Source organism: Phenylobacterium sp. (assembly GCF_035309685.1).
In the GTDB taxonomy this organism is placed as follows: Bacteria; Pseudomonadota; Alphaproteobacteria; order Caulobacterales; family Caulobacteraceae; genus Phenylobacterium.
The window spans coordinates 69,226-95,182 of sequence record NZ_DATGEX010000040.1 but is presented as its reverse complement, the minus strand read 5'-3'; the positions used below and the strand labels follow the sequence as shown (position 1 = coordinate 95,182).

Sequence of the window (25,957 nt, the reverse complement as noted above, 5' to 3'; positions counted from 1 at the left end):
CGCCGTCGCCGACGGGCGACTGGAGCGAGATCGGCTGCTGCGCCATCTTCATGATCTGCTGCACGCGCTCAACCGGGAGGTTCATCTCGTCGGCGACTTCATCGGGCGTGGGCTCGTGGCCGTATTCCTGCAGGAGTTGTTTCTGCACCTGCATGACCTTGTTCAAGGTCTCGATCATGTGGACCGGGATGCGGATGGTGCGCGCCTGGTCGGCGATGGAGCGGGTGATCGCCTGCCGGATCCACCAGGTGGCATAGGTCGAGAACTTGTAGCCGCGCCGATACTCGAACTTGTCCACCGCCTTCATCAGGCCGATGTTGCCCTCCTGGATCAGGTCGAGGAACTGCAGACCGCGGTTGGTGTATTTCTTGGCGATGGAGATCACCAGGCGCAGGTTGGCCTCGACCATCTCCTTCTTGGCCTGGCGGGCCTCGCGTTCGCCCTTCTGAACAGTCTGGACGATCCGGCGGTAGTCGTCGATCGGCACGCCGGTCTCGGTGGCCAGCGCCGCGATCTCGTTGCGGATGTCGGTGATCTGGCCGTTGTCGTTCTCGGCGAACTTGGTCCAGCGGACGCCCAGCGACTTGACCTGATCGGTCCAGGACGGGAGCAGTTCGGAGCCGAAATAGGCCTTCAGGAACTCGCCGCGGCTGATGCCATAGCTGTCGGCCAGCCGCAGCAGGCGCCCCTCCAGGCCCATCAGGCGCTTGTTGATCGCATAGAGCTGTTCGACCAGCGCCTCGATCCGGTTGTTGTTCAGCTTCAGCGTCTTGAGGTGCAGGACGATGGCGCCGCTGGCGGCGACATAGGCCGCGCGGTCCTTCTCCGAGAGGTCCTCGCCCTTCAGCCGTTGGCCGACCAGCTTTTCCTGCAACAGGCGGAAGCTCTCGAATTCGGACGCGATGGCGTCCAGCGTGATCATCACGCCTTCGCGCAGCTCGCCTTCCATGGCGCTGATGGTCGGGCCGGCGCCGTCGTCGAAGTCGTCGTCGTCGTCGCCCTTGGGGATCGCCTCGCCGTCGGCGTTGAGCTCGGGTTCGGATTCCTCCGCCTCGGCCTCGGCCGGCGGGGCGCTGGCGGCCAGCTCTTCGGCGGCCGCGGCGTTGACGCCGCCGTAGGTCTGTTCGAGGTCGATGACTTCGCGCAGCAGGATGCGGCCGCTACCCAGTTCCTCGCGCCAGACCATGATCGCTTCGAAGGTCAGCGCGCTTTCGCAGAGGCCGCGGATCATGGTGTCGCGGCCGGCCTCGATGCGCTTGGCGATGGCGATTTCGCCTTCGCGCGACAAGAGCTCCACCGAGCCCATTTCACGCAGGTACATGCGCACCGGGTCGTCGGTGCGGTCGTAGGCGGCTTCCTTGGCGGTCTCGACGACGGCGGACTCCTCGCGGACCGCGACCTCGCCGCCGCCCTCGGCGTCCTCTTCCGCCTCGACGACGTTGACGCCCATTTCGCTGAGCATCGCCAGGGTGTCTTCGATGGCTTCGGAGGTGACTTCCTCCGAGGGCAGGACCTTGTTCAGCTCGTCCATGGTGACGTAGCCGCGGGCCTTGGCCTGCTTGATGAACTTCTTGACCGCGGCGTCCGTCAGATCGAGCAGCGGACCGTCGCCACTGGTGGTTTCTGGCGTTTCGGCTTCGGCGGTGGTGGTGCTCATCTAAATCTCCGAGATCGGCGTACAAACCACATGCAAGGCTTGGGCCGAAAATGGTTACCGGCGGTCGGACGGATGAGCGGCCGCGGTCCTAGGACCCGCCGGCCATCCAAATCGTTCCCGTTCTGAATCGTGTGCTTCCAGTGCGTCGCGTTGCGTTTCCAAGCTCTGAACACCGCCGCCATAGCCTATCGACCGCGAAGGTTCCCCTTCACGGCTGGCGCGGTGTCGTCCAGGGCCGCCGGCAGGTTGCCGGCGAAACGGCGCGACCACTGGGATCACCGCACATCGAGGGAGGCATCTCTGATCTTTGCGAGGGGCGCGCCCGAAAAATCGCGGCGGCCCGATCGATGCCTGTCAACAGTGCGCTAAATCCGCAAGGGGCCAGATGGCGTCGATGGCCGTCTGTGTCAAGGTACGCGCGCGGCTGGCGAGAGCGGCGGAAATCCATCACCAGTACACCGACGATTAAGTGTCTGAATCTTAAAGGTCAATTTGTCGCAGGCCGAAAGTTGCGAATGACTCTCCGCGCGGGATGCGCCGGGCGGATCGGGAGGAGTGAGTCGCGGTGAAGATGCTGGTGGTCGACGATCACGCGGTCCTCCGCCAGGGTTTGGCCGCCCTGTTGATCGACAGCGGCGCGGCGCGCGAGGTGCTGCACGCCGCCGACCAGGCGCAGGGCCTGGCCCTGCTGGCGGCCCATCCCGACCTCGACGCCGTACTGCTCGACCTGAAGCTGCCGGACAGCGAGGGCCTGGGCGCCATCACCGCCTTTGGGCAGCAGAGCCCCAGCGTGCCGATTATCATCGTCTCCGCCTCCGAGGAGCCGGGCGATGTGCGCCGGGCGCTGGAACTGGGGGCGCTGGGCTATGTGCCCAAGTCGGCGAGCCCCGACACCCTGCTCTCGGCGATCCGGCTGGTGCTGTCCGGCGCGATCTATGTGCCGCCGCTAATGCTGGAGGCGGGCGAGGACCATGCCTCGGCCAAGGCGTCGGCGCTGACGCCCAGGCAGACCGAAATCCTCGCGGCGATCGCCGGCGGCGGCTCCAACCGCGACATAGGCCAGATGTTCGGCCTCTCCGAAAAGACCGTGAAGGCGCACGTCAGCGCGATCTTCCGCACCTTGGGCGTCAGCAGCCGCACCCAGGCCGCCGCCGCGGCGCAGGAGGCGCGGATCACGCCTCGACCGGTCCCGGCGTCCCCGCAGGCGGGTGGGACTGACGCAGAAGACTGGTGACCGTGGCGCGCAGCCGCGCGTGCGCCAGCGGCTTGTGCAGCAGGGGATAGCCGCTGGCCTGGGCCTCGCGGATGCGGTCGGCGGCGGTGTCGCCGGTCAAGAGGATCGCCGGGGTCTCGGCGCCGAGCGCCGCCGCCAGCCGGCGGATCACCGCCACCCCGTCCTCGCCGCCCTGCAGGCGGTAGTCGCAGATGATCAGGTCTGGTCGGGCCCCGCCACCTTCAGGGTTCAGGGCGTTGAGCGCCCTGAGCGCTTCTTCGCCGCCGGCCGCGGCCACCACCTCGTGGCCCCAGCTGCGCAGCAGTTCGGCCATGGCGGTGCGGATCGCGGCCTCGTCGTCGATGGCCAGGATCAGGCCGGGCCTGGGGTCGGCGAGCGCGATCGGTTCGGCCGGCGCCGGCGCGGCCTCCCCCGGATCGGCGCGCTCGGCGATCAGGCGGAACACCGAGCCGTGCCCCGGCCGGCTGTCGAAGGCCAGCCGGTGCCCCAGGATCTCGCTCAGCCGCCGCACGATGGCTAGGCCCAGCCCCAGACCCTTGGTCCGGTCGCGGTCCGGATTGGAGAGTTGGTAGAACTCCTCGAACACCGCCTCGCGCTGATCCTCGGCGATGCCGGGCCCGGTGTCCCAGACCTCCAGGCTGACCCGCCGCGATCCCAGCCGGCGCACGCCGATCACCACGCGGCCCGTCTGGGTGTAGCGCACCGCATTGCCGATCAGGTTGCGCAGGATGCGCTCCAGCAGGATCGGGTCGCTGCGCACCGCGAGCGACGTCGGCACGAGCGTCAGGCCGACGTGCTTGGCCGCCGCCTCGCCTTCCAGGTCGCGGCAGATGCGGGCGAGCAGCGGCTCGACCGGCACATGCACCGGATGGCCCTCGACCACGCCGGCGTCGAGCTTCGAGATGTCCAAGAGCGAAGTGAACAGGCTGTCCAGCGAGCCCACCGAGGCGTCGATATGGTCGATCAGGGTGACCGAGCGCGGCGGCAGGCTGTGGCTGCGCAGCGCGCCGATGAACATGCCCAGCGCATGCACCGGCTGGCGCAGGTCGTGGCTGGCGGTGGCCAGGAACCGCGACTTGGCCAGGCTCGCCTGCTCGACCATGACCTTCTGGGCCCGCAGGTCGTCGGCCAGCGCGGCGTTCTCCAGCTGCAGCGTCAGCGATCGGGCCAGCGTGCGTTCGTGCCGCCGCGCCAGGATCGAGACGGCGGGCAACCAGATGACGCAGCAGGCGGCGACCGCCAGGTGGGTCGCGTCCCCCTGCAGGGCGCACCAGACGCCGATGGGCGCGATGGAGGTCACCTCGAAGGCGAAAAACGCCGGGAACCAGCTCGCGAAGGCCGAGAGCGTCGCATAGACGATCGAGGTGACCGTCAGGATCAGCAGCATCTGCAGGTCGAAGCGCGCCGGCGGCATGATCAGGATTCCGCCGATGCCCCAGGTGATCCCCGCCACGGCCGCGCCGGCGGTGAAACGGTTGGCCCAGGCCCGCCAGTTGGACGCCGCCGTCGGTGAGCTCTGGAAGGACCGGCGAATGATCAGCCGGATCGAGATGTGGGCCACCATGACCCCCAGCCAGACCGCGGCGACCCAGGGCCGCATCACCCCCTGGTAGACGAACAGCGCGGCGATCGCGACGCCGGCCAGGAAGGTCGCGTACATGCCCAGCGCGGTGGCGTAGAGCAGCCGCACCTGCTCGGCGCGGACGGCCTCGATCTGCGGCGAGGCGGCGGTTTCGGCCCGGATCACCATCGGGCGGGACACCTCATTCGGCCGCCACGGCCGAGGCGCCGCCCAGACGGCGCAGCTGCAGGGTCACCGCCGCGCGCAGGCGGCCGGGCGCCAGCGGCTTGTGCAGCAGGGGATAACCGCCGCCCTGCGCCTCGCGCAGCTTCTCCGGCGCGGTCTCGCCGGTGAGCAGGATCGCCGGGATGCGCACTCCGCAGGCCGCCTGCAGGCGTGCGATGGCCTGTAAGCCCGTCTGGCCCTGGCCGAGGCGGAAGTCGCAGACGATGAGGTCCGGCACGATGATGCCGGTTTGGGGCCCGCCCTTCAGCGCTGCCAGCGCCGCGTCCGCGCCCGCCGCCGGGATCACTCGGTGGCCCCAGCTGGAGAGCAGCTCGGCCATGGCGGTGCGCACCACCGCCTCGTCGTCGATGGCCAGGATCAGGGCCGAGGCGGGATCGGCCGGCGGCGTGGCGGGCGCCAGCTCGGCGCCGACGCGCCTCGGCGTCGCGACGCGCGGGACCTGCACGCGGAACACCGAGCCGACGCCGGGCTCGCTCCACAACGTCATCGGATGCTCCAACAAGCCCGTCAGGCGCCGCACGATGGCCAGGCCGAGCCCCAGCCCCTCGCCGCCGTCGCTGGTCTTGCCGGCCACCTGATAGAACTCCTCGAAGATCACCTCCCGCTGTTCCGGCGCGATGCCGCGGCCGGTGTCCCAGACCTCCAGGCTCAGCGTCTTGCCGCCCCCCTCTTTCGCAAGGCGCCGGCAGCCGACCAGCACGGTTCCGGCGTCGGTGTAGCGCACGGCGTTGCCCACCAGATTGCGCATCACCCGCTCCAGCAGCACCGGGTCGCTGCGCAGCGAGACCGTGGTGGGCGCAAAGATCAGCCGCACGCCCTTGGCTTCGGCTTCGGCGGTCAGGTCGCGGCGGATGCGCGCGAAGAGCGGGCTGAGCTCCAGCGTCACCGGCCGGCTCTCGATCACGCCGGCGTCCAGGCGCGAGACGTCCAGGAGGGCGGTGAACAGGCCGTCGAGGCTGGCGATGGAGGCGTCCATGTGTTCGGCGAGCTCGGCGGACTTGGGCGCGAGGTCGTGACTGCGCAGCGCGCCCACGAACATCCCCAGCGCGTGCACCGGCTGGCGCAGGTCGTGGCTGGCCGCGGCCAGGAACCGCGACTTGGCGAGGTTGTTCTGCTCGGCCACATGCTTCTGGGCGCGCAGGCTGTCGGCGAGCGCGGCGTTCTCGAAGCGGAGCTCCAAGGCCTCGGTGAGGTTGGCGTTGTAGCGGCGGCCGAGCAGGGCCACGCTCGGCGTCCAGAGCACCATCACCAGCGCGAAGGTCAGGTGCAGGGCGTCGCCTTGCAGCACGAACCACAGCACCGCCGGCACGATCGGGATGAAGAAGGTGGAAAAGGCCGGCAGATAGGCGCCGGACGAGCCGATCAGGCCGTAGGTCCCGACCACGAACATCGCCAGCACCAGGGCCTGGAGGTCGAGGCGCCCCGGCGCCAACAGCCAGAAGAGACCTACGCCCCAGGTCACGCCGCCCGCGGCGGTTCCGGCCACAAAGGCGCGCGCCCACGGCCGCCACGCCGAGACCGCGGGCTTCGTCCGCCGGTACGCCATGACGGCGTAGAGCCGCGCGGCGGTGTGCAGCGTCATGAAGGCCATCCAGACGACCGCCGCCGTCAGGCTCAGGGTCTTTTCGTAGACCAGCAGGGCCGCCAGCATCCCGCTGATCACCAGAGTGTTGACCAGCGACACGCCACCGTCGGCGTAGATCAGGCGCACCTGCTCGGCGCGCACCGCGTCGCGCAGCGCGCCCTTTTCGCGGAGCGCCTGCAGATCGACCGATGTCGCCGCGTCCGCCATGGACGGCCTCCCCACGGCCAAGCCGAACCTTCCGGGAGGCATATTCGCGGACTTTCCCCTAAGCCGCCATGGCCAAGAGCTGGCGCATGGGCGCAGCCGTCCCAACGGCGGCCGCTATACGCTGTCCATTTATCAGGCGGGGCCGCGGCGCGGTATTGGACCAAAGTCCTAAGACCTTCGCGCCTGGTGCGAAGTCGGTGCGGCGGGCCTCAATGCGGCAGAACGGGGGCCTCGGCGTCCTCGGGGTGGGACCAGTCGCTGTTCAAGAGCTTGCGCAGGTGGTCGCGCTCGGTCTTCAGGCTGTTGAGGGTCGAGGAGTCGCGGTCGCGGTCGAGGTCGCGGGCGGCGGCCTCGACGGCGCGCTCCAGGCTCTCCAGCTGCATCAGCAGGTCGAAGGCCTGGCGCCAGAGGTCGCGGGCGCGCTCGCCGCTTTCGGCCAGGAAGGGGGCGCTGACGCCGGCGCGGCGGGCGTCCTGTTCCAGGAGGGTCAGCATGGCCGGATCGAAGCCGCGGGTCTGCAGGGCGGCGTCGAACTCCAGGCCGTCGGCCTCGTAGCGCAGGCGCACCAGTTCGTGGGCGAGGCCGTCCAGCTTCTCGTCGCCGAAGCCGCGGGCGCCGACCAGCTCGATCTTCTCGTCGATCACGCCGGGGTCGCGCACGGCGGCGAGCGCGAGCGCGGCGGCGAGCGGCTTGGGCGAGACCCGCAGGCGGCGGCTGGCGTCCTTGGCCTGTGGCGTCGAGGGCCCCTGCGAGACGCCGGACCGGTCCTTGTCCCAGCGGCGGCGCGACATCTCGCGGGCCGCCGCGCCGACGGTGAACACTGGCTGATGGGTCGGCCAGAGCTGCTCGTAGCGGCTGAGCAGGTCCTCCTTGTAGGCCTGGGCCAGGTCGGCGTCGGCGATGGTGGCGGCGAGCTTGCGCAGGCGGGCCTTCAGCGAGGTGCGCCGCTCGGGCGTGTCCAGCGGCTGGGCGTCCTCGAATTCGCGGGCGAACAGGGCCTGGGCGAAGGGCGTGGTCTGGGAAAGCTGGGTCTTCAGCGCTGCGGCCCCCTGCTCGCGCAGCACCTCGTCGGGGTCCTTGCCGCTGTCGATCAGCACGAACTGGAAACTGCGCCCGGGCTTCAGCAGCGGCAGCGCGCGGTCGAGCAGCCGGTTCGCGGCCTGCCGGCCGGCCCGGTCGCTGTCCAGGCAGATGGTCGGCTCGGGATGGTGGCGCCACAGCACGTCCATCTGGTCTTCGCCGAGCGCGGTGCCCATGGCGGCGACCGCGGCCACGCCCGCGCGCTGACAGGCGATCACGTCCATGTAGCCCTCGACCACCACGAGCGGCGTGACCTCGTCCGCCGGCGCCGCGGCGATGATCTTGCGCGCCTCCGCCAGGCCATAGAGCTGATGGCCCTTGTGGAAGACAGATGTCTCCGGGCCGTTCAGATATTTGGCGCGGGCCTGGGGGTCCATGGCCCGGCCACCGAAGGAGACGATGCGGCCGCGCGCGTCGCCGATCGGGAAGATGATCCGGTCGCGGAAGCGGTCGTAGGGGGCGCCGCCCTCCTCCGGCGCGATCAGCAGGCCCGTCTCGACCAGTTCGCCCGGGCGCGCGCCCTTGGCGACCAGATAGTCCTTGAGCGCGGTGCGGCCCGGCGGCGAGAAGCCCAGGCGGAAGCGCGCCCAATCCTTCTCCGGCAGGCCGCGCCGCTCCAGATAGGCGCGGGCCTCGCGCCCGGCGGGGCGGCGGAGCTCCGCTTCGAACCACTGGGCGGCCAGCTCCAGCCATTCGGAGAGCCCCTGGCGGACCTTTTCCTGCTCCACGGCGCGCGGGTCGACGGCGGGCAGCGGCACGCCGGCCTCGGCGGCCAGCCGCTCCACCGCTTCCACGAAGGTCAGCCGCTCGGCCTCCTGCAGGAAGGAGATGATGTCGCCGGTCTTGCCGGAGCTGAAATCGAAGAACTGGCCCTTGTCGTCGTTGACGTAGAAGGAGGGCGTCTTCTCCTTGGTGAAGGGCGAGAGGCCAACATATTCGCGCCCCTGCCGGCGCAGCTTCACCGTCTTGCCGATCACGTCGGAGGGGCGAAGGCGAGACTTGATCTCGTCGAGGAATCTTTCGTCGAAGCGCACGGCGCGATCATAAGGGACCTGCGAGCCGTGGGCGCAAGGCGCGCCTGTGGAGCGAACGCCGATGGCTGTGGGCGACGTCGGGAAACCGTCGCAATCTTGGTCCGGCAATTGACCCAAGGCCCCTCAAGGCCGATGTTACGGCCTTCTGTCGCGTTGTGATCTGGGGGATGAGCGCTTGCTCATGTGGCTCCGTCTCGCGGGCGCTGTTCTGGTGACGCTCGGCGCCATCGGCGCGCTCGAATATTTCGGTGTCAGCCGGATTCTGGGCGGCCGCACGCCTGACGACGCGCAGTCGAGCTATGCGCCGGCCAAGGAAATCTTCTGGGTGGCGATCTTCTTCGTCGTCTGGGCGACCTCGCTACTCGCCGCCGCGCGCCGCTGGGGCGGCCAGCTGAAGCGCGCGCTGGCGGGGCCCGCCAAGCGCTAGCGAAGGTCAGCTCAGTCCGGCGACCCATCCCGGCAGCTCGGAAATCGACTTGAGTTCGGCGAAGCGCGGATGGCCGGTGGGGGCATCGGCCATCTCGTGGGCCCAGGTGAGCGGATAGGGGATGTGGGCGGCGAAGGCGCCGGCCTGCAGCGCCGGCAGGATGTCGGAACGGATGGAATTGCCGCACATGGCCGCCTGCTCCGCGCCGGCGCCATGGCGGGCGAAGACGCGCTCGTAGGTGGCGGCGTCCTTCTCGCTGACGATCTCGACGGCGGCGAAGAGGTCGCCCAGGCCCGAGGCGGCGAGCTTCTGCTCCTGGTGCAGCAGGTCGCCCTTGGTGATCAGCACCAGCCGCCAGGCTTGCGACAGCTCGGCCAGGGCCTGGTCGACGCCCGGCAGGGTCTCGACCGGGTGGGCCAGCATCTCGCGCCCGGCGGCCAGGATGTCGGCGATGATCCGGCCGGGCGGATCGCCGCCGGTCAGCTCCATGGCCGTCTCGATCAGCGAGAGGGTGAAGCCCTTCACGCCGTAGCCGTAGAGGGCGAGGTTGCGCCGCTCCACCGCCGCCAGCCGCTCATCGAGCACCGCGGGCTCGGCGACCTCCGCCATCAAGGCCCGGAAACGGTCCTGGGTCAGCCGGAAGATCGTCTCGTTGTGCCAAAGGGTGTCGTCGGCATCGAGGCCGACCGTGGTGATACGCATGTGCGGGCTCATAGCAGCGCCCGGCGTTCGTTCGAAGCCTGCCCATTCCTGAGGCCCGGCGCCCAATCCGGCGGCGCCTGGGCAGGCGCCACGAGCGGACCCCTGCGCCTTAACCGCGAAATCGCCGGCCCGTGGAAAATGCGAAGCCGTGAGTCGGGGTGGGATAGCGGGAGCGCCTGTGGCGAGTCTCTGGCGTCGAGTTCTGGAGCGGCTGGCGCGCGGCGCGGTCAGCGCCGCCGACGCCGAGGCCAAGATCGCCCGCGACCGGCTGCACGACGCCATCGAGGCGATCCCCGAGGGCGTGGTCTTCCTGGACGCGGAGGGCCGCTACATCCTGTGGAACCGGCGCTATGCGGAGATCTATCACCGCTCCGCCGACCTGTTCCGGCCGGGCGCGCGGCTGATCGACACCCTGCGCGAGGGCGTCAGGCGGGGCGATTATCCCGCCGCGATCGGCCGCGAGGAGGCGTGGCTCGCCGAGCGGGAAGCCATGCTCCTGGCCGGCGCCGGCGAGCGCCATGAGCAGAAGCTGGCCGACGGCCGCTGGCTGATGATCGAGGACCGCAGAACCTCCGAGGGCGGTTCCATCGGCCTGCGCGTCGATATCACCGATATGAAGGGGCAGGCCGAGGCCTTGGCCCAGGCCTTGGCGCGCGCGGAGGCCGCCAACCGCGCCAAGAGTGAGTTCCTGTCCGACATGAGCCACGCGCTGCGCACGCCGCTGAACGGGGTCTCGGGGCTGGCGCAGGCGCTGGAGGGCACAACGCTGGATGCGGCCCAGCAGGCGCTGGTCGGCGACATCCGCGCCTCAGCGGCGGAACTGGAGCGGCTGGTGCACGGCCTGCTCGACTATGGCGAGGCCAGCCAGGCGAAGGAGGCCCCTGCCCTGAACAGCGGGAGCGGCACGGCGCAGTTGCGGGTGCTGGTGGCCGATGACAACCCGACCAACCGCAAGGTGATCGAACTGATGCTGACCGCCGCCGGCGCACGGCCAACCTGCGTCGAGGACGGCGCCCAGGCGCTGGAGGCGTGGCGGTCGGGCGCCTACGACGTGGTGCTGATGGACCTGCGGATGCCGGTGATGGACGGCCTTTCCGCCATCCGGGCGATCCGCGAAGCCGAGGCCGGCTCCGGGCGGCCGCGAACGCCGGTGATCGTGCTCTCGGCCAACACCTCGCCTCAGGACCTGCGGGAAAGCGCCGCGGCCGGGGCCGACGACCATATCGGCAAGCCGATCCAGGCCGACGCCCTGGTGGCCGCCCTCGGCAGCGCCCGCGCCGCTTAGGCCGCCGCGCAGGCCGCGTGCTGGCCGACCACGCGCTCCGTGGAGGGCGGGTGCCTGGCGAGGAGCGCCGCCGGGCGGATGGGGCGCGGCGTGAAATTCCCGCCGCAGTTGGGGCAGGCGCCGCCAAGCCGCGTCTCGGCGCAATCCGCGCAGAAGGTGCATTCGAAGGTGCAGATGCGCGCGTCGGCGCTGTCGGGGGCCAGATCGCGGTCGCAGCATTCGCAGTTGGGCTTGAGGATCAGCATGGCGTCATCCTGATCGCCCGGCGGCCTCGCCGAAAGGACGAGCTTCCCTCGTTTTGGGCCCTCAATGTCCCAGCTTGGCGTCCGGATCGAGCGGCTTGAGGCGCAGCAGGCGCGAGTCCGCCACCGCCGCCGTGCGGTGCGGCACGACGTTCTCGCGATAGTCCGGGTCACGGACCATGTCGATGAAGGCCTGCGAGCCGGGATATTCGACGATGAAGGCCAGGTCCCACGCCTCGGCGGCCGGCCCGGTGACCATCACCTGCGGCTCCCCCGCCCAGACCTGCCGGCTCTTAAGCCGGGCCAGGTGCGGGGCGATGGTGCGGCCATATTCGCGGTAGGCGTCCAGCCCGCTGATGGCCTTGCCGTGGCTGGGATGGCCTTCCGGATAGGCCGCGGTCTCGCGCAGGCGGATCAGGTTCAGCATGTGGATCGGCTGGTCGCGCGGCAGGCCCTTGAAGATGTCCCAGGCGGCGCGGTCGGGATCGATGTAGCCCTGGCTCAAAGGAAGTCCTCCCTGGGGTTATGTGGCCGGCCCGCGCATGCCATATGAGCGCGCATTGACCCGCCTTGCGGGACTCACTACCAACGCGCCCGTTTGCCCGCCAGAAGGACCCTAACCTCATGAGCCGCGATCTGCTGCCCGGATGCACCGGCGTGCTCGCCCTGGCCGACGGGACGATCCTGCAAGGCTACGGCGTCGGCGCGGTCGGCGCCGCGGTCGGCGAGGTCTGCTTCAACACCGCCATGACCGGCTACCAGGAGATCCTGACCGACCCCTCCTACATGGCCCAGATCGTCGCCTTCACCTTCCCGCACGTGGGCAACACCGGGACCACCGCCGAGGACCTGGAGCAGATGAGCGGCTCGGCGACCACGGCGGCCCGGGGCGCGATCTTCCGCGACCTGCCGACGCCGCCCGCCAACTGGCGCGCCGACGCGGACCTTGCGACCTGGATGGCGCGGCGCGGCGTGGTCGGCCTGGCCGGCGTCGACACCCGCGCGCTCACGCGGTCGATCCGCGAACACGGCATGCCGCACGCGGTCATCGCCCACTCGCCGGACGGCGTCTTCGACCTGGAGGCCCTGACCGCGCAGGCCAAGGCCTGGAGCGGGCTGGAGGGCCTGGACCTGGCCAAGGACGCCTCCTGCCTGCAGCCGTTCGTGTTCGACGAGGGGCTGTGGTCCTGGCCGGAGGGCTACGCCAAGCCTGCACCCGAACCGAAATACGAGGTCGTGGTCGTCGACTATGGCGTCAAGCGCAACATCCTGCGGGCGCTGACCAGCGTGGGCGCACGCGCCACCGTGGTGCCCGCCTCGACCAGCGCCGAAGACATCCTGGCCCGCAAGCCCGATGGCGTCCTGCTCTCCAACGGCCCGGGCGACCCGGCGGCGACCGGCGAATACGCCGTGCCGGAGATCCGGAAGCTGATCGACTCCGGCACGCCGGTGTTCGGCATCTGCCTGGGCCACCAGATGCTGTCGATCGCGGTGGGCGCCCAGACCATCAAGATGGAACAGGGCCATCACGGCGCGAACCATCCGGTGAAGGACCTGACCACCGGCAAGGTGGAGATCGTCTCCATGAACCACGGCTTCACCGTCGACCGCGCCACCCTGCCCGAGCCGGTGGTGGAGACCCACGTCTCGCTCTTCGACGGCACCAACGCCGGCATCGCATTGAAGGACCGTCCGGTGTTCTCCGTGCAGCACCACCCCGAAGCCTCGCCCGGCCCGACGGACAGCCTCTACCTGTTCCAGCGCTTCGCCGGCCTGATGGACGCGGCGAAGTAGCTGGCGGCGCGCTAAAGGTTTTTTCAACCACAGACGGACACAGACGCACACGGACGCGCCTTGGCTGTCGCGAGCGCAGCTCGCTTTCTGATCTCAAGCAGAGCCTATCGGTAGATGGCCTTCGGCCCTTCAAGCGGCAGGGCGCGTCCGTGTGCGTCTGTGTCCGTCCGTGGTTGACTCCTAGAGGACCAGCCGCTCGACCGTGGCGCGAGAGGCGCCCCCGAAATTCACCAGCAGGCCTACCGCCATTCCCGTGGCGCGCAGGTAGTTGAGAACCTGCGCCCGGTGGGCCGGTGCAATCTCCCGAGCCGCCTTCAGCTCCACGATGATCCTGTCGAAGCAAACGAAGTCCGGCACGTAGGTCTGCGCAAGGGCCGTCCCCTTGTAGGATAGCGCGACGCTCGGCATCTGCCGAAATGGAATCTCCCGGGCCGCGAATTCGAGCGCCAAGCATTCCTGATAGACGGCCTCCAGGAAGCCGCGGCCCATCACACGGTTGACCTCGAAGACCGCGCCGTGAATCCGATAGGTTTCAGAGGCGAAAAGGAGCGGGGGATCGGGCCGGACATCGGTCATGGGGCCAAGCTACACCAGGATGCCAATGGGAACAATACATGAACATCGCAACCTGTTTGACGATGCGCCGTTAGGTTCCGAACATTGTTCGGAGATTGATCATGTTGCGATTTTTGGTTCCTGCCGCGGCCGTCGCGCTGCTGAGCGCGGCGCCGGCCCTGGCGCAGCCGCCCTTCAAGTCGTCGACCGTGGGCCCGACGCCCGGCGAGCAGAACTCGATGCACACCGGCACGACGGCCTCCAACGGCTCATCGACCATCGTCACCGACCAGAACGGGACCCATCCCGAGGGCTACCCCGGCATGTCGCCGGTCAACCACGCCTCTGGTTCAAGCGCCTCGATCGCGCACGCGCGTCATCACCACCGCCGCCACGCCGCGGTCGGCGAGCCCTCAGCCCGCTAGATCTTGGCGAGTTTGCCGACGGCGGTGATCGGGCCGGTCGGCACGTCGACCTTCGGCGAGCCGCCGGGCGGTTCGATGGAGACGGCGAGCGCCGAGCCGGCGGCCAGCGAGGGCAGGAGCTTGTCCGACATCGGCATGGCGACCGTCTTGCCGGGCTGCAGGATGCCCAGCGGCCGGGGCTTGCCGTCGGCCGGGATCACCCACAGTTCGTGCACGTGCGCCGGATCGTTGTTCGGCGTCACCAGCGAGGTGACGATCAGCGCCTTGCGCGACGGGTCGTAGGCGGCGACGAACAGCGGCACCGGCGCGCCGGACTGGCTGACCAGGCTGGCGTCGAGCAATTGCCCGGGCGGCGGCGGGGTGAGCGTCACCGGCGGGCGGTTGCCCAGCATGACGGCCGCCGCGATGCTGGCCGCGGCCAACGTCAGCGAACCCGCTGTGGCGCCGCGCCAGAAGCGCAGACCCCGCTCGATCACCGTATTGTCGTTGGCGCCCAGGGATCGTTCGATCCTGAGCCACAGGGCGTGAGGCGCCGGGACCTCGGTCATGGCCTCGGCCATCGGAGCCAGCCGCTCGCGCCAGGCTTCCACCTGGGCTGCGAACACCGGCTCGCTCGCCATCCGCGTTTCCGCCTGCCTCCGTTCGTCCGAACCGAGGATGCCCAGGGCATGCTCGGCGGCGAAGGCTTCGGTTTCGGTCAGTTCAGGCGCTTCGCTCATTGCGACAGGCACCCCTTAAGCTTAGCCAGGCCCCGACGCACCCAGCTTTTTACTGTTCCTAACGGTGTGTCCATTCGGCGGGCCAACGCCTCATAAGTCACACCCTCGAAGAAGGCCGTGCGGATCACTTTTTCAGTGCGGTCGTCGAGTTCGGACAGGCATTGGTGCAGCCTCCCCTCCTCGCCGGCCGTGACCAGCAACGCCTCAGCACTCACGCCGCCATCGGGGATCTCTAAATCCTCGACCTGGTCGGCGTAGGCCATCGGACCGCGAGCCCGCAGACGGTCAATCGCCCTGTTACGGGCAATCGTGGAGACCCACGTCATGACGCTCGCACGGGCCGCATCGAAGCGATCAGCGCGACGCCAAACTGTGACATAGACCTCTTGCAATACGTCCTCGGATTCTTCGCGGTCGGACAAGATACGTAGGCAAACGGCGAAAAGCTTCGCGGAGGTGGCCTCGTAAAGTTGTCGCAGGGCGGCGCGCTCCCCCGCGGCGACGCGGGACATCAGGGCGGCGAGGTCTTCTGGAGTGGTCGCGACGGCCAAGGTAGGGCTCAGATCTCACGCAAGCTTGGGCGCAAACGTTGCCCGCTCAGGGCCGCGGGGGCAACCCTCTTACAACCACGAGACGCCGCGGGGACCGATCCGCCCCCGTTCGCGCCCCTGTCAGGCGGCGGCCTTTTTCGGCTTGCGGGCGGCGGCGCGCTTCTCCTGGGCGGCGGCCAGACGGGCGTCGCGGCGCTCGGCGGCGGCGGCTTCCAGGGCCGGCAAAAGCTCCGCCGCGGCCGCCTGCTGACGCTCGTCCCCGCCCTGCGCCAGGCGTTGCGCGTTGGCGAGCAGATTGACGACTTCCACATCGGTCAGGGTGGGAATCTTCTCGATGAGGGTCATGGCAAGCGTCTCCGCGGCGGCCGCGAGCAACGGGGCCGCACCTGATGTTATATGGCTAAGCCGCCAATTGGTTTCGAGCTTTCGGCAAAATTTTCGCCCGTCTTGCCTCGCGTTTGGAAATCCTCCACGGTGATCGTCATCGAATTCGTTGCGGTTCGGCCGACTTTCCCCGCCTGCTAACCTGGGCGCCGGACCTGCCTCCCGACCCCTTTCGAACTTTGATCGTCGGCGCAAATGCTTTGGGCCGGCGGCGATCACCTATCGAAGGACTTGAATTTACATGGCTACCGGCACCGTCAAATGGTTCAATGGCGCCAAGGGCTTCGGCTTCATCCAACCGGATGAAGGCGGTCCTGACGTGTTCGTGCACATTTCCGCCGTCGAGCGTGCGGGCCTGCGTTCCCTGAACGAAGGCCAGAAGATCACTTACGAGCTCGAGAAGGATCCGCGCAGCGGCAAGTCCGCCGCGGGCCAACTGCAAGCCTAGGACTACAGATTTGCGGGGCTGAACCCCCGCCAAGTCACAACCGATGGGCCGGCGCTCCAGCGCCGGCCCATTTTGTTTGGGCGCGCGCCAAGGAAGGAAGAAGGAACCACGGAAAACACGGAAAGAGCACGGAAAGAGGTCAGAGAACGAACCGCTCCATCTCGATCTTTGGCGAAGCGCCGAAATTGATGAGCAATCCCAGCTTCATGTTCGTAACGCGGAGGTAGTTGACGGTTTGCGCCCGATGCTCGGGCGCGATTGTTCGGACTGACTTCAATTCGACGATAATCCGGTCGTAGCAGAAGAAGTCCGCCACATAGGTCTGCTGAAGCAACTGGCCCTTGTAGGCCAGGGCCAGTGGGCGGCGCGCCTCGAAGGGCACGCCACGATTGGCGAATTCGACTTCGAGGCACTCCTGATAGACGGCCTCCAGGAACCCCGCGCCCATGGCGCGATAGACTTCAAACGCCGCCCCGCGGATTTGAAAGGCCTCATTCTCATAGAGGAGGCCGTCGATGCGCCCGCCATCGTCCATAGCCCGACCATACGACATCGCATCGACAAGAACAATATAGGAACATATCTTCTTTCTCTCCGTGCTCTTTCCGTGTTTTCCGTGGTTCCTTTTCTTGTCCTCGACGACCGCACCGCGACCGGGGTTGCGCGGCCACGACTCCGTCTCTAAACGGGCGGCTTAACCTGCAGATTTGGCCGGGCCTCGCGTGGACAGCGCGCATGCCCTCGCGCGCGAGACGAGATTGCCCAAGCGTACCGATATCTCCTCGATCCTGATCATCGGCGCGGGGCCGATCGTCATCGGTCAGGCGTGCGAATTCGACTATTCCGGCGTGCAGGCGTGCAAGGCGTTGCGCGCCGAGGGCTACCGGATCGTGCTGGTGAACTCCAACCCGGCGACGATCATGACCGATCCGGACGTCGCCGACGCCACCTACATCGAGCCCATCACGCCGGAGATGGTCGAAAAGATCATCGCCAAGGAGCGGCCGGACGCCCTGCTCCCGACCATGGGCGGCCAGACGGCGCTGAACACCGCGCTGGCGCTCGACGCGTCCGGGGTGCTGGCGAAATACGGCGTCGAGATGATCGGGGCGCGGGCCGAGGTGATCGACAAGGCCGAGGACCGCCAGAAATTCCGCGACGCCATGGACCACCTGGGCCTCGAAAGCCCCAAGTCCAAGGCGGCGCATTCCATGGACGAGGCGCTGGAAGGCCTGGAGTTCGTGGGCCTGCCGGCGATCGTCAGGCCCAGCTTCACACTGGCCGGCACCGGCGGCGGCATCGCCTACAACGCCAAGGAGTTCCGCGAGATCGTCGAGCGCGGCCTCGACCTTTCCCCCACCACCGAGGTCCTCATCGAGGAGAGCGTGCTGGGCTGGAAGGAGTACGAAATGGAGGTCGTCCGCGACAAGGCGGACAACTGCATCATCGTCTGCTCCATCGAGAACATCGACCCGATGGGCGTGCACACCGGCGACAGCATCACCGTCGCCCCGGCCCTGACCCTGACCGATAAGGAATACCAGCGCATGCGGGCGGCCTCGATCGCCGTGCTGCGCGAGATCGGGGTGGAGACCGGCGGCTCCAACGTGCAGTTCGCGGTCAATCCGGCCGACGGGCGGATGGTGGTCATCGAGATGAACCCGCGGGTCTCGCGCTCCTCGGCCCTGGCGTCGAAGGCCACGGGTTTCCCGATCGCCAAGGTCGCCGCGCGCCTGGCCGTCGGCTACACGCTGGACGAACTGATGAACGACATCACCGGCGCGACGCCGGCCTCGTTCGAGCCCTCCATCGACTATGTGGTCACCAAGATCCCGCGCTTCGCCTTCGAGAAGTATCCAGGGTCGGAGCCCTACCTGACCACCTCGATGAAGTCGGTGGGCGAGGTCATGGCGATCGGGCGCACCTTCGCCGAGAGCCTGCAGAAGGCCTTGCGCGGGCTGGAAACCGGCCTCTCCGGCCTCGACGAGATCGAGATCGAGAACGCCGCCGACCCGGAGATGGGCCACGCCGCGGTGTTGCGCGCGCTGGGCCAGCCGACGCCGGACCGCCTGCTGGTCATCGCCCAGGCCTTCCGCCACGGCCTGTCGGTCGAGGACATCCACGCGGCCTGTTCCTACGAGCCCTGGTTCCTGCGCCAGATCCAGACCCTGGTGGCGCAGGAGGCGCGGGTCCGCGCCGAAGGTCTGCCGGCCACCGCTGACGGCTTCCGCGCGCTGAAGGCCCAGGGCTTCTCCGACGCTCGCCTGGCGCAGTTGACCAACTCGACCGAGGCGCTGGTGCGGGCCGACCGGCGCGTGCTGGGCGTGCGCCCGGTCTATAAGCGCATCGACACCTGCGCCGGCGAGTTCCGGGCCGAGACGCCGTATATGTACTCGACCTACGAGACCGGCGCGCTCGGCCAGGCGCCGGACTGCGAGAGCGACCCCAGCGACCGCAAGAAGGCGATCATCCTGGGCGGCGGGCCCAACCGCATCGGCCAGGGGATCGAGTTCGACTACTGCTGCTGTCACGCGGCCTTCGCGCTCGACGAGATCGGCGTCGAGTCGATCATGGTGAATTGTAATCCGGAGACGGTGTCGACGGACTACGACACGTCAGATCGCCTGTATTTTGAACCACTTACGGCGGAGGATGTGCTCGAGCTCATCCACGTGGAGCAGTCGAACGGCACCCTCCTGGGCGTGATCGTCCAGTTCGGCGGCCAGACGCCGCTGAAGCTCGCGCAACCGCTCGAAGACGCCGGCATCCCGATCCTCGGCACCTCGCCCGACGCCATCGACCTGGCCGAGGACCGCGAGCGTTTCCAGCAGCTGCTGCACAAGCTCAACATCGCCCAGCCGATCAACGCCATCGCCCGCAGCCGCGACGAGGCCTTCGCCGGCGCCCATCAGGTCGGCTATCCGGTGGTGATCCGGCCCTCCTACGTGCTCGGCGGCCGGGCCATGGAGATCGTGCGCGATGACGAGCAGCTCGAGCGCTACATCACGCACGCGGTGAAGGTCAGCGGCGACAGCCCCGTCCTGATCGACCAGTACCTCTCCCGCGCCACCGAGGTGGACGTGGACGCGCTCTGCGACGCCGACGGCGAGGTCTTCGTCGCCGGCGTCATGGAGCACATCGAGGAGGCCGGCGTGCACTCCGGCGACAGCGCCTGCTCGCTCCCGCCCTTTTCGCTGAAGCCCGAGACCATCGCCGAGCTGAAGGTCCAGACCACCGCCATGGCCCGCGCCCTGGAAGTCCGCGGCCTGATGAACGTGCAGTTCGCCATCGAGGAGCCCCACTCCGAAAGCCCGCGGATCTTCGTCCTCGAGGTCAACCCGCGCGCCAGCCGCACGGTGCCCTTCGTCGCCAAGACCATCGGCCGGCCGCTGGCCGCCATCGCCGCCAAGGTCATGGCCGGCAAGAAGCTTTCCGAGTTCGATCTGGTGGAGAAGCCCTACGACCACATCGCGGTGAAGGAGGCGGTGTTCCCGTTCGCGCGGTTCCCCGGCGTCGACACGGTGCTCGGCCCCGAGATGCGCTCCACCGGCGAGGTCATGGGCCTGGACTGGGTGCGGCCGGGCGAGAGCCTGGCGCCGGCCTTCGCGCGCGCCTTCGCGAAAAGCCAGCTCGGCGGCGGGACGGTGCTCCCCAAGTCCGGCGCGGTGTTCGTCTCGGTGAAGGACGCCGACAAGCCCTGGATGCTGGAGCCGGTGCGCCTGCTGCAGGGCCTGGGCTTCAAGGTCCTCGCCACCGGCGGCACCGCGACCTACCTCCAGGGCGAAGGGCTCAAGGTCGAGCATGTGAAGAAGGTGCTGGAAGGCCGGCCGCACATCGTCGACGCCATGAAGAACGGCGAGGTTCAGCTGGTCTTCAACACCACCGAGGGGCGCCAGTCGCTCGCCGACTCGTTCGAGCTGCGCCGCACCGCGCTGATGATGAAGACGCCCTACTACACCACCGCCGCCGGCGCGCTGGCCGCGGCCCAAGCCATTGTGGCCACGGTGGAGGACAGCCTCGAAGTGCGGCCGCTGCAGAGCTACGCCTGACGACGCCAGGCTGCTAACCTCCGGCAAAACGGGAGGTGGCGATGGCGCGGTGGATGATCGTGGCGGCGGCGTTCTGGCTGGCCCTGACGGGCGGCGCCTCGGCGCTGGCCCAGGGGGCGCGGCTGGAGACCGGGGAGCTGGCGACCAAGCTGGTCCCCTCGCCCGGCAAATATACGGTGCTGCTGCCGCCCGGCTACGATCCGGCCAAGACCTGGCCGCTCGTCCTGCTGCTGCATGGCGGCAACGGCGACAACGGTTTCCTGGCCGCGGAGCGTCCGGTTATCGAGGCGGCCTGGGCGGCGGGCGACCTTCCGCCGGCCATCATCCTGACGCCGGACGCCAAGCGCTCGCTCTACATGGACTACCGCGACGGCTCCCAGAAATGGGAGAGCTACATCGTCGGCGAGCTGATCCCGGCGGTGCGCGCGCGCTACCACGCCTCGTCCGACCGTTCGCAGACGGTGGTCACCGGCATTTCCATGGGCGGGCTGGGGTCGCTCAGGCTCGGCTTCGACCATCCGGAGGTGTTCGGCGGTCTGGCCGCCCTGGAGCCGGGGATCGAGCCGGCGCTCAGCTTCGACGATGTGAAGATGCGCAACCGCTTCCAGCGCGACGACGCCTTCTTCAAGTCGATCTTCGGAGACCCGGTCGACCGCAACTTCTGGAAGAAGGCCAATCCGGCCAACATGGCGCTCGACAACCGCGAGAAGATCCTGGGCCAGCATCTGCAGATCTATCTGGAGGTGGGCGACCTCGACATGTTCCACCTGGACGAGGGGACCGAGTACCTGCACCGGGTGATGTGGGACCACGGCATCCCGCACGAATACCGCCTGGTCCACGGCGCCGACCATCTGGGCAAGTCGCTGGGGCCGCGCCTGCGCGACGGCTTCAGGTTCCTCACCGCCCACGTGCTTGCGCCGCCGCCGCCCGACACCAGTTTCGCCGCCGGCAAGGCGACGATCGACGCCCTGCGCCGGCGGATGGGCGTGCCGGACGACCAGCCGCGCCCCGCCCTCCCGCCGACCAGCCCGCCGAAGCCTTGAGGGGCGCAACAACAAGCTTTGGTTGACCAATGTTCCGCCTGAGCGCAGATTCCGACGCAGAAGCCTGACTGTTGCAGGCTCCAAGGGCGCGCTCCGGCGGCCCCATAGATAGACCGGCCGGGACGACGCCGCTTGGCGTCTGACGCAGTCTGGCGGGGGCGAAGAACCCCCAAGCAGATTGGGAAGGACGTTCTATGCACTCTGATCAAACGGAAGTCAGATCGCATCGGCCCAAACATACGGCCGAGCGAATCCAAAGCCTTCTGGGCAAGCTGATGCTGGTCGCCGTCGCCGTGCTCGCCGTCGGCATGATCTACGGCATCGTGACCACCGGCAGCGCCACGCCCAGCTGGATGCACTGACGACCAAGCCGGGTCCCGGCGGTCCAGAAGGGCCCGCCGGCGCCCACTGAAACCCGCCCCAACACTGGGCCGACGCCGCGAGCCCCTGGCGGCAGGCGGCGCTGTGCGCCAAGCGGCCCGCAGGATCAAGAGCGGCCCCCAGGATTCTGGCCGCGAACCACGCGAACGGGTTCGGGCCTTGAGGCTCCGCGGCAGCCGAGGCTCTGTCGATTCAACCGCGGAGAACGCAAAGATCGCAAAGAGGCCGCGCGAGCCGTACCGCGGCGCGATCATCATCTTAGTCTCTGCGATCTTGGCGTTCTCCGCGGTTTGAAAAAGGAGTGCCCGCTGCGCGGGCCTCTCAGGACCAGACCCGTTCATGTGGTTCGTGGATATTCTTCGCTCCGTGGGCGCCGCTCGCAATTGCGATGGATGTCGATCCGCCCTAGGCCTCCGTCCAAGAACAGGGAACGGAGATGGTCATGGCGGGTCGGGTTGCGGGCAAGGTGGCGCTGATCACCGGCGGGGCGAGCGGCATCGGCCGCGGCTGCGCCGAGAAGCTGGCCGCCGAGGGCGCCGTGGCGATCATCACCGATGTGCAGGACGCCAAGAGCGCCGAGGCGGTCGCCGCCATCGAGGCCGCCGGCGGCAGGGCCGAGTACCTGCGCCACGACGTCACCGACGAGACCGCCTGGGAAAGCGTCATCGGCCAGATCAAAGCCCGCCACGGCCGGCTGGACATCTTGGTCAACAACGCCGGCATCGCCATCTCCGGCTCGATCCTCGACATGAGCCTGGCCGACTGGCGCAAGCAGACGGCGGTCAACCTCGACGGCGTCTTCCTGGGCGTGAAGCATTCGATTCCGCTGATGCGCGCCTCGGGCGACGGCGGCTCGATCATCAACATGTCGTCGGTGGCCGGGCTGAAGGGCTCGGCGACGCTCGGGGGCTATTGCGCGACCAAGGGCGGCGTGCGGCTCTTCACCAAGTCCATCGCCATGGAATGCGCCAACGCCAAGGACGGCATCCGGGTCAACTCGGTGCACCCGGGCATCATCGAGACCCCGATCTGGCTCTCGATCTTCAATCCGGCCAATCCCGGCGCCAATGCGCCGCCGGACCTGGACGCCATGTCGACCATGGCCGTGCCGCTCGGCGTGAAGGGCTATCCCGAGGACATCGCCAACGGCGTCCTGTGGCTGGCCAGCGACGAGAGCCGCTACGTCACGGGCGCCGAACTGGTGATCGACGGCGGCCTCTCCGTCCGGTAGCAAGCCTGCATGACGGCGACGCTGAATGTGATCTTCGGGCCGTGCGGCGCGGGCAAGACGACCTACGCCCACGCCTTCGCGCGCCGGGAGAAGGCCGTGGCCTTCATCCTCGACGACTGGATGGCGCGGATGTTCGGCCCGGACATGCCCGAGCCCCTGCAATACGACTGGATGCTGGAGCGGGTGGCGCGCTGCGAGGCGCAGATCTGGTCGGTGGCCGCGGGGACGATCGCGGCGGGGACTTCGGTGATCCTCGACATCGGCCTGATGCGGATCGCCGACCGCGCCCGGGTGCGCGAGATCGCCGAGGCGACGGGCCTGCCGCTGCAGTTCCACTTCGTGGACGCGCCGCAGGCGGTGCGCCGGGCCCGGGTCTCCAGCCGCAACGTGGTCCGCGGCGAAAGCTTCGCTATTGAGGTGACGCCGGACCTTTTCGAATTTATCGAGGGTGTCTACGAGCCGCCCGAGCCTGCCGAACTGACTGGAGCCGTCCTTAGCCTCAGCGAGTAGGAGCGCCGACCATGGGCAAGACGACTGGACCCGTCTTCGCCGCGACCATGGGCCTGACGATCGCCGCGGCCGGCGCCGCGCGGACGGCGGAGCGTTTTCCCACCCTGACGCCCGATCAGATGACGCCCGCTCAGCGCAAGGTCGCCGACGCCATCGTCGCCGGGCCGCGCAAGGGCCTCGGCGGGCCGTTCAACGCCTGGCTGCGCAGCCCCGAACTCGCCGACAAGCTGCAGCAGGTGGGCGAGCAGCTGCGGTTCCACTCCAGCGTGCCGCCCAAGCTCAATGAATTCGCCATCCTGATCACCGCCCGCGCCTGGGACGCGGACTACGAGTGGTCGGCGCACTATCCTCTGGCCATGAAGGCGGGGCTCGAACCGTCCGTCGCAGCTGACCTTGCGTCAGGTAGGCGACCTAAGGCTATGTTGCCGGATGAAACGGCGGTCTACGATTTCGTCACAGAGCTTCGCCGCACCCACCGGGTCAGCGACCCCACCTACGCCGCGGCCAAGAAGGTGCTGGGCGACCAGGGGATCGTCGATCTGGTGGCGCTGAGCGGCTACTACGACCTGGTCTCCATGACCTTGAATACGGCGCAGGTGGCGGCCCCCGAAGATGGCCCCCGGTTGCCGCCGCCGAGCAGAGGGGCGAAGCGATGAGAGCGTATATTCTCACCGAGCAGGGGCCGGCGATGCGCGACGCGGCCAAGGCGCCCCCAAAACATGGGCAGGTGCTGGTCAAGGTCGCCGCCAACGGGCTGAACCGCATCGACCTGGCCATGTCGACCGGCGCCCTGCACGGCGCGCGCGGCGGCCTCGGGACGGTCCTGGGGTCGGAATGGTCGGGGACCGTCGAGGCGGTCGGTCCCGGCGTCACCGGCTTCAAGGAAGGCGACCGGGTGATGGGCGCCTCGGCCAGTTCTTTCGCCGAATATGTCACCGTGCATGCCGCCCACGTGCTGGCGATACCGGACGGCATGAGCTTCGAGGACGCCGCCTGCTTCCCCGTGGGCCTGCGCACCATGCACGACGCCATCGTCACGGTGGGCAGGTTCCAGCCCGGCCAGACGGTGATGATCCAGGGCGCCTCGTCCGGGGTCGGCATCCTGGGCCTGCAGATCGCCAAGGTGCTGGGCGCCAAGTCGGTGATCGGCTCGTCGATGAACACCGAGCGCCGCGCCAAGCTGGCCGACTACGGCTGCGACTTCGCCGTCGATTCCAACGACGACGCCTGGCCGGACAAGGTGCTGGAGCACACCAACAGCGTCGGCGTCGACCTGATCGTCGACCAGGTCTCCGGCCATGTCGTGAACGGCAACATGCGCGCGACCAAGCTGGAGGGGCGGATCGTCAACGTCGGCCGGCTCGGCGGCACGCGCAGCGAGTTCAACGCCGACCTGCATGCGCTTCGCCGCATCCACTACCTGGGCGTCACCTTCCGCACCCGCACCCTGGACGAGATCGCCGAGATCAACCGCCGCGCCGACGCCGACCTCGCGGGGCCCTTGGCGGAGGGCAAGCTGAAGATGCCGATCGACGAGATCTTCCCCTTCGCCCAGGTCGAGCAGGCCATGGGCAAAATGGCGAGGAACCAGCACTTCGGCAAAATCGTCCTGAAGCACTGAGACTCCGCGGCGGCGGTGACGCCGCCCTTTTGAACCACGGAAAACACGGAAAGAGCACGGAAAGAGGCGCGAAGCGCGACAGGCCCGGGCAGGGCGAAGGCCCTGAGTGGAACACGAAGACCACAAAGGACACGAAGGTCACGAAGAGGCTGAGTAGTCCCATCCGCCTTCGCGAGGATTTCCAGGCGCTACGCGCCCTTTGTGGTCTTCGTGTCCTTCGTGGTCTTCGTGTCGATCTTGATCACGAGCCGTCAGGACAGCACCTTCCGTGCTCTTTTCGTGTTTTCCGTTGTTCCCTTCCTTCCTTCGCTACGCCAGCGCCCCGTAGAACTGGGAGGGCCAGGTGGCGTCGGCGGCGCGGTGGAAGGCTTCGCGCTGGGTGAGGCGGTCGTTGTAGTCCATCAGCACCGGCTCTTCGGGCAGGATCTTCTGATAGAGCAGCCGCGAGAGCGTGCCGCCCAGCACCACGTCGGCGGCGGTGAAGCGCTCGCCGAGCAGGAACTCGCGGTCCTTCAGAACGCCGCTCAGCACCTGCACCATGTCCTCGAAGGCGCCGAAGCTGAAGTTGAAGCCCGGCAGGTCGATCTTCTGCTCGTGCAGGCTGGCGACGGGGTCGACCACGGCCGTCGAGAACACCATCCATTTGAGGTACGGCCCGCGCGCGGCGTCCTCGATCCTGGGCGCCAGCGTCCCGTAGCCGTAGCGGTCGGCCAGATAGATGGCGATGGCCGGGTTCTCGCTCACCACCACCTCGCCGTCGGTCAGCGTCGGCACCTTGCCGGCCGGATTGAGCTTCAGATAGGCCGGCGCCTTCTGCTCGCCCTTCTTGATGTCGATGGTCTTGACGCCGAACGGGACGCCCAGCTCCTCCAGCATCCAATAGGCGGTGAACGCCCGGCTGGCCGGCGAGTGGTAGAGGGTAATTCCGCGCGGCGCGGCCATGGCAATTCTCTCCCGAAGCGCCACTTAACTAGGGCGCGCGC

The 25,957-nt window shown here is 68.5% G+C and carries 26 protein-coding genes; 13 read left to right on the top strand and 13 right to left on the bottom strand.

Translation table 11 applies throughout. The annotated features are described in order from the left end of the window. Window positions 1-1,657, bottom strand: a 1,657-nt coding sequence (rpoD, locus tag VKQ35_RS13020) for an RNA polymerase sigma factor RpoD (RefSeq protein ID WP_324362250.1), incomplete at its 3' end; no start/stop codon positions are given. Window positions 1,658-2,228: 571 nt separating this feature from the next. Here rpoD and VKQ35_RS13015 point away from each other — a divergent pair. Then, window positions 2,229-2,891: a response regulator transcription factor gene (locus VKQ35_RS13015; protein ID WP_324362254.1), complete on the top strand. Its 663-nt coding sequence runs from the start codon at window positions 2,229-2,231 to the stop codon at window positions 2,889-2,891. Here VKQ35_RS13015 and VKQ35_RS13010 read toward each other — a convergent pair. The 3 genes from VKQ35_RS13010 to dnaG all read right to left on the bottom strand — a co-directional run bounded on the left by VKQ35_RS13010 (window position 2,830) and on the right by dnaG (window position 8,604). Beyond that, the gene (locus tag VKQ35_RS13010; RefSeq protein WP_324362248.1) at window positions 2,830-4,653 is read right to left on the bottom strand and encodes a hybrid sensor histidine kinase/response regulator; all 1,824 of its coding nucleotides are present in this window, start codon (window positions 4,651-4,653) and stop codon (window positions 2,830-2,832) included. The two genes, VKQ35_RS13015 and VKQ35_RS13010, sit on opposite strands and share 62 nt — an antisense overlap. 1 nt (window position 4,654) lies before the next feature. Continuing rightward, the gene (locus VKQ35_RS13005) at window positions 4,655-6,490 is read right to left on the bottom strand and encodes a hybrid sensor histidine kinase/response regulator (protein WP_324362245.1); all 1,836 of its coding nucleotides are present in this window, start codon (window positions 6,488-6,490) and stop codon (window positions 4,655-4,657) included. A gap of 209 nt (window positions 6,491-6,699) precedes the next feature. Further along, a complete protein-coding gene (gene dnaG, locus VKQ35_RS13000) occupies window positions 6,700-8,604 on the bottom strand; it encodes a DNA primase (RefSeq protein ID WP_324362243.1) in 1,905 nt (634 codons plus the stop codon). 181 nt (window positions 8,605-8,785) lie between these two features. Here dnaG and VKQ35_RS12995 point away from each other — a divergent pair, with 181 nt between their 5' ends. Further along, window positions 8,786-9,031 (top strand): hypothetical protein, encoded by a 246-nt coding sequence (locus tag VKQ35_RS12995; protein ID WP_324362241.1) that lies wholly within the window; start codon window positions 8,786-8,788, stop codon window positions 9,029-9,031. A gap of 6 nt (window positions 9,032-9,037) precedes the next feature. Here VKQ35_RS12995 and VKQ35_RS12990 read toward each other — a convergent pair whose 3' ends face one another. Then, on the bottom strand, window positions 9,038-9,733 hold the full coding sequence (locus VKQ35_RS12990; RefSeq protein ID WP_324362239.1) for an HAD family hydrolase: 696 nt from the start codon (window positions 9,731-9,733) through the stop codon (window positions 9,038-9,040). A 178-nt stretch (window positions 9,734-9,911) separates the two neighbouring features. Here VKQ35_RS12990 and VKQ35_RS12985 point away from each other — a divergent pair, with 178 nt between their 5' ends. Continuing rightward, the gene (locus tag VKQ35_RS12985) at window positions 9,912-11,018 is read left to right on the top strand and encodes a response regulator (RefSeq protein ID WP_324362237.1); all 1,107 of its coding nucleotides are present in this window, start codon (window positions 9,912-9,914) and stop codon (window positions 11,016-11,018) included. On the opposite strand, the gene VKQ35_RS12980 is transcribed toward VKQ35_RS12985, so the two are convergent. Further along, window positions 11,015-11,263: a DUF1272 domain-containing protein gene (locus VKQ35_RS12980; RefSeq protein ID WP_324362235.1), complete on the bottom strand. Its 249-nt coding sequence runs from the start codon at window positions 11,261-11,263 to the stop codon at window positions 11,015-11,017. The genes VKQ35_RS12985 and VKQ35_RS12980 overlap by 4 nt on opposite strands. 61 nt (window positions 11,264-11,324) lie before the next feature. Next, window positions 11,325-11,765 carry a DUF1330 domain-containing protein gene (locus tag VKQ35_RS12975; RefSeq protein ID WP_324362233.1) on the bottom strand — a complete coding sequence of 147 codons (441 nt, stop codon included), beginning with the start codon at window positions 11,763-11,765 and terminating at the stop codon, window positions 11,325-11,327. Between the two features lie 119 nt (window positions 11,766-11,884). Here VKQ35_RS12975 and carA point away from each other — a divergent pair, with 119 nt between their 5' ends. Further along, window positions 11,885-13,054 carry a glutamine-hydrolyzing carbamoyl-phosphate synthase small subunit gene (gene carA / locus VKQ35_RS12970; protein WP_324362231.1) on the top strand — a complete coding sequence of 390 codons (1,170 nt, stop codon included), beginning with the start codon at window positions 11,885-11,887 and terminating at the stop codon, window positions 13,052-13,054. Window positions 13,055-13,234: 180 nt separating this feature from the next. Here the strand turns inward: carA and VKQ35_RS12965 are convergent, their stop codons facing one another. After that, on the bottom strand, window positions 13,235-13,630 hold the full coding sequence (locus VKQ35_RS12965; RefSeq protein ID WP_324362229.1) for a GxxExxY protein: 396 nt from the start codon (window positions 13,628-13,630) through the stop codon (window positions 13,235-13,237). A gap of 101 nt (window positions 13,631-13,731) precedes the next feature. Here VKQ35_RS12965 and VKQ35_RS12960 point away from each other — a divergent pair, with 101 nt between their 5' ends. Next, window positions 13,732-14,034: a hypothetical protein gene (locus VKQ35_RS12960; protein ID WP_324362226.1), complete on the top strand. Its 303-nt coding sequence runs from the start codon at window positions 13,732-13,734 to the stop codon at window positions 14,032-14,034. Here the strand turns inward: VKQ35_RS12960 and VKQ35_RS12955 are convergent. The 3 genes from VKQ35_RS12955 to VKQ35_RS12945 form a co-directional block, all read right to left on the bottom strand. Then, entirely contained in the window at window positions 14,031-14,753 is a 723-nt protein-coding gene (locus VKQ35_RS12955) for an anti-sigma factor (protein ID WP_324362224.1), read from the bottom strand. The genes VKQ35_RS12960 and VKQ35_RS12955 overlap by 4 nt on opposite strands. Continuing rightward, window positions 14,750-15,304, bottom strand: coding sequence for a sigma-70 family RNA polymerase sigma factor (locus tag VKQ35_RS12950; RefSeq protein WP_324362222.1), 555 nt, complete (start codon window positions 15,302-15,304; stop codon window positions 14,750-14,752). Before VKQ35_RS12950 ends, VKQ35_RS12955 begins: the two co-directional genes overlap by 4 nt. Window positions 15,305-15,424: 120 nt before the next feature. After that, complete coding sequence (locus tag VKQ35_RS12945; protein WP_324362220.1) at window positions 15,425-15,649, bottom strand: hypothetical protein; 225 nt, start codon at window positions 15,647-15,649, stop codon at window positions 15,425-15,427. A 280-nt stretch (window positions 15,650-15,929) separates the two neighbouring features. Here VKQ35_RS12945 and VKQ35_RS12940 point away from each other — a divergent pair, with 280 nt between their 5' ends. Further along, the gene (locus VKQ35_RS12940; protein ID WP_299540401.1) at window positions 15,930-16,136 is read left to right on the top strand and encodes a cold-shock protein; all 207 of its coding nucleotides are present in this window, start codon (window positions 15,930-15,932) and stop codon (window positions 16,134-16,136) included. Between the two features lie 139 nt (window positions 16,137-16,275). Here the strand turns inward: VKQ35_RS12940 and VKQ35_RS12935 are convergent, their stop codons facing one another. Next, on the bottom strand, window positions 16,276-16,671 hold the full coding sequence (locus VKQ35_RS12935) for a GxxExxY protein (protein ID WP_324362216.1): 396 nt from the start codon (window positions 16,669-16,671) through the stop codon (window positions 16,276-16,278). A gap of 223 nt (window positions 16,672-16,894) precedes the next feature. On the opposite strand from VKQ35_RS12935, the gene carB reads away from it, so the two are divergent. The 7 genes from carB to VKQ35_RS12900 all read left to right on the top strand — a co-directional run bounded on the left by carB (window position 16,895) and on the right by VKQ35_RS12900 (window position 24,974). Then, window positions 16,895-20,185 (top strand): carbamoyl-phosphate synthase large subunit, encoded by a 3,291-nt coding sequence (carB, locus tag VKQ35_RS12930; RefSeq protein ID WP_324362214.1) that lies wholly within the window; start codon window positions 16,895-16,897, stop codon window positions 20,183-20,185. 41 nt (window positions 20,186-20,226) lie between these two features. Next, window positions 20,227-21,231 carry an alpha/beta hydrolase gene (locus tag VKQ35_RS12925; protein ID WP_324362212.1) on the top strand — a complete coding sequence of 335 codons (1,005 nt, stop codon included), beginning with the start codon at window positions 20,227-20,229 and terminating at the stop codon, window positions 21,229-21,231. A 194-nt stretch (window positions 21,232-21,425) separates the two neighbouring features. After that, window positions 21,426-21,593 carry a hypothetical protein gene (locus VKQ35_RS12920; protein WP_324362210.1) on the top strand — a complete coding sequence of 56 codons (168 nt, stop codon included), beginning with the start codon at window positions 21,426-21,428 and terminating at the stop codon, window positions 21,591-21,593. Between the two features lie 461 nt (window positions 21,594-22,054). Further along, complete coding sequence (locus VKQ35_RS12915; RefSeq protein WP_324362208.1) at window positions 22,055-22,843, top strand: glucose 1-dehydrogenase; 789 nt, start codon at window positions 22,055-22,057, stop codon at window positions 22,841-22,843. A gap of 9 nt (window positions 22,844-22,852) precedes the next feature. Then, on the top strand, window positions 22,853-23,353 hold the full coding sequence (locus tag VKQ35_RS12910) for an ATP-binding protein (protein ID WP_324362206.1): 501 nt from the start codon (window positions 22,853-22,855) through the stop codon (window positions 23,351-23,353). An 11-nt stretch (window positions 23,354-23,364) separates the two neighbouring features. Further along, the gene (locus tag VKQ35_RS12905) at window positions 23,365-24,009 is read left to right on the top strand and encodes a carboxymuconolactone decarboxylase family protein (RefSeq protein ID WP_324362204.1); all 645 of its coding nucleotides are present in this window, start codon (window positions 23,365-23,367) and stop codon (window positions 24,007-24,009) included. Next, window positions 24,006-24,974 carry a quinone oxidoreductase family protein gene (locus tag VKQ35_RS12900; RefSeq protein WP_324362202.1) on the top strand — a complete coding sequence of 323 codons (969 nt, stop codon included), beginning with the start codon at window positions 24,006-24,008 and terminating at the stop codon, window positions 24,972-24,974. The genes VKQ35_RS12905 and VKQ35_RS12900 overlap by 4 nt, the downstream gene beginning before the upstream one ends. A 309-nt stretch (window positions 24,975-25,283) precedes the next feature. Here the strand turns inward: VKQ35_RS12900 and VKQ35_RS12895 are convergent, their stop codons facing one another. Beyond that, window positions 25,284-25,916 carry a glutathione S-transferase family protein gene (locus VKQ35_RS12895; protein WP_324362199.1) on the bottom strand — a complete coding sequence of 211 codons (633 nt, stop codon included), beginning with the start codon at window positions 25,914-25,916 and terminating at the stop codon, window positions 25,284-25,286. Window positions 25,917-25,957 lie beyond the last annotated feature (41 nt).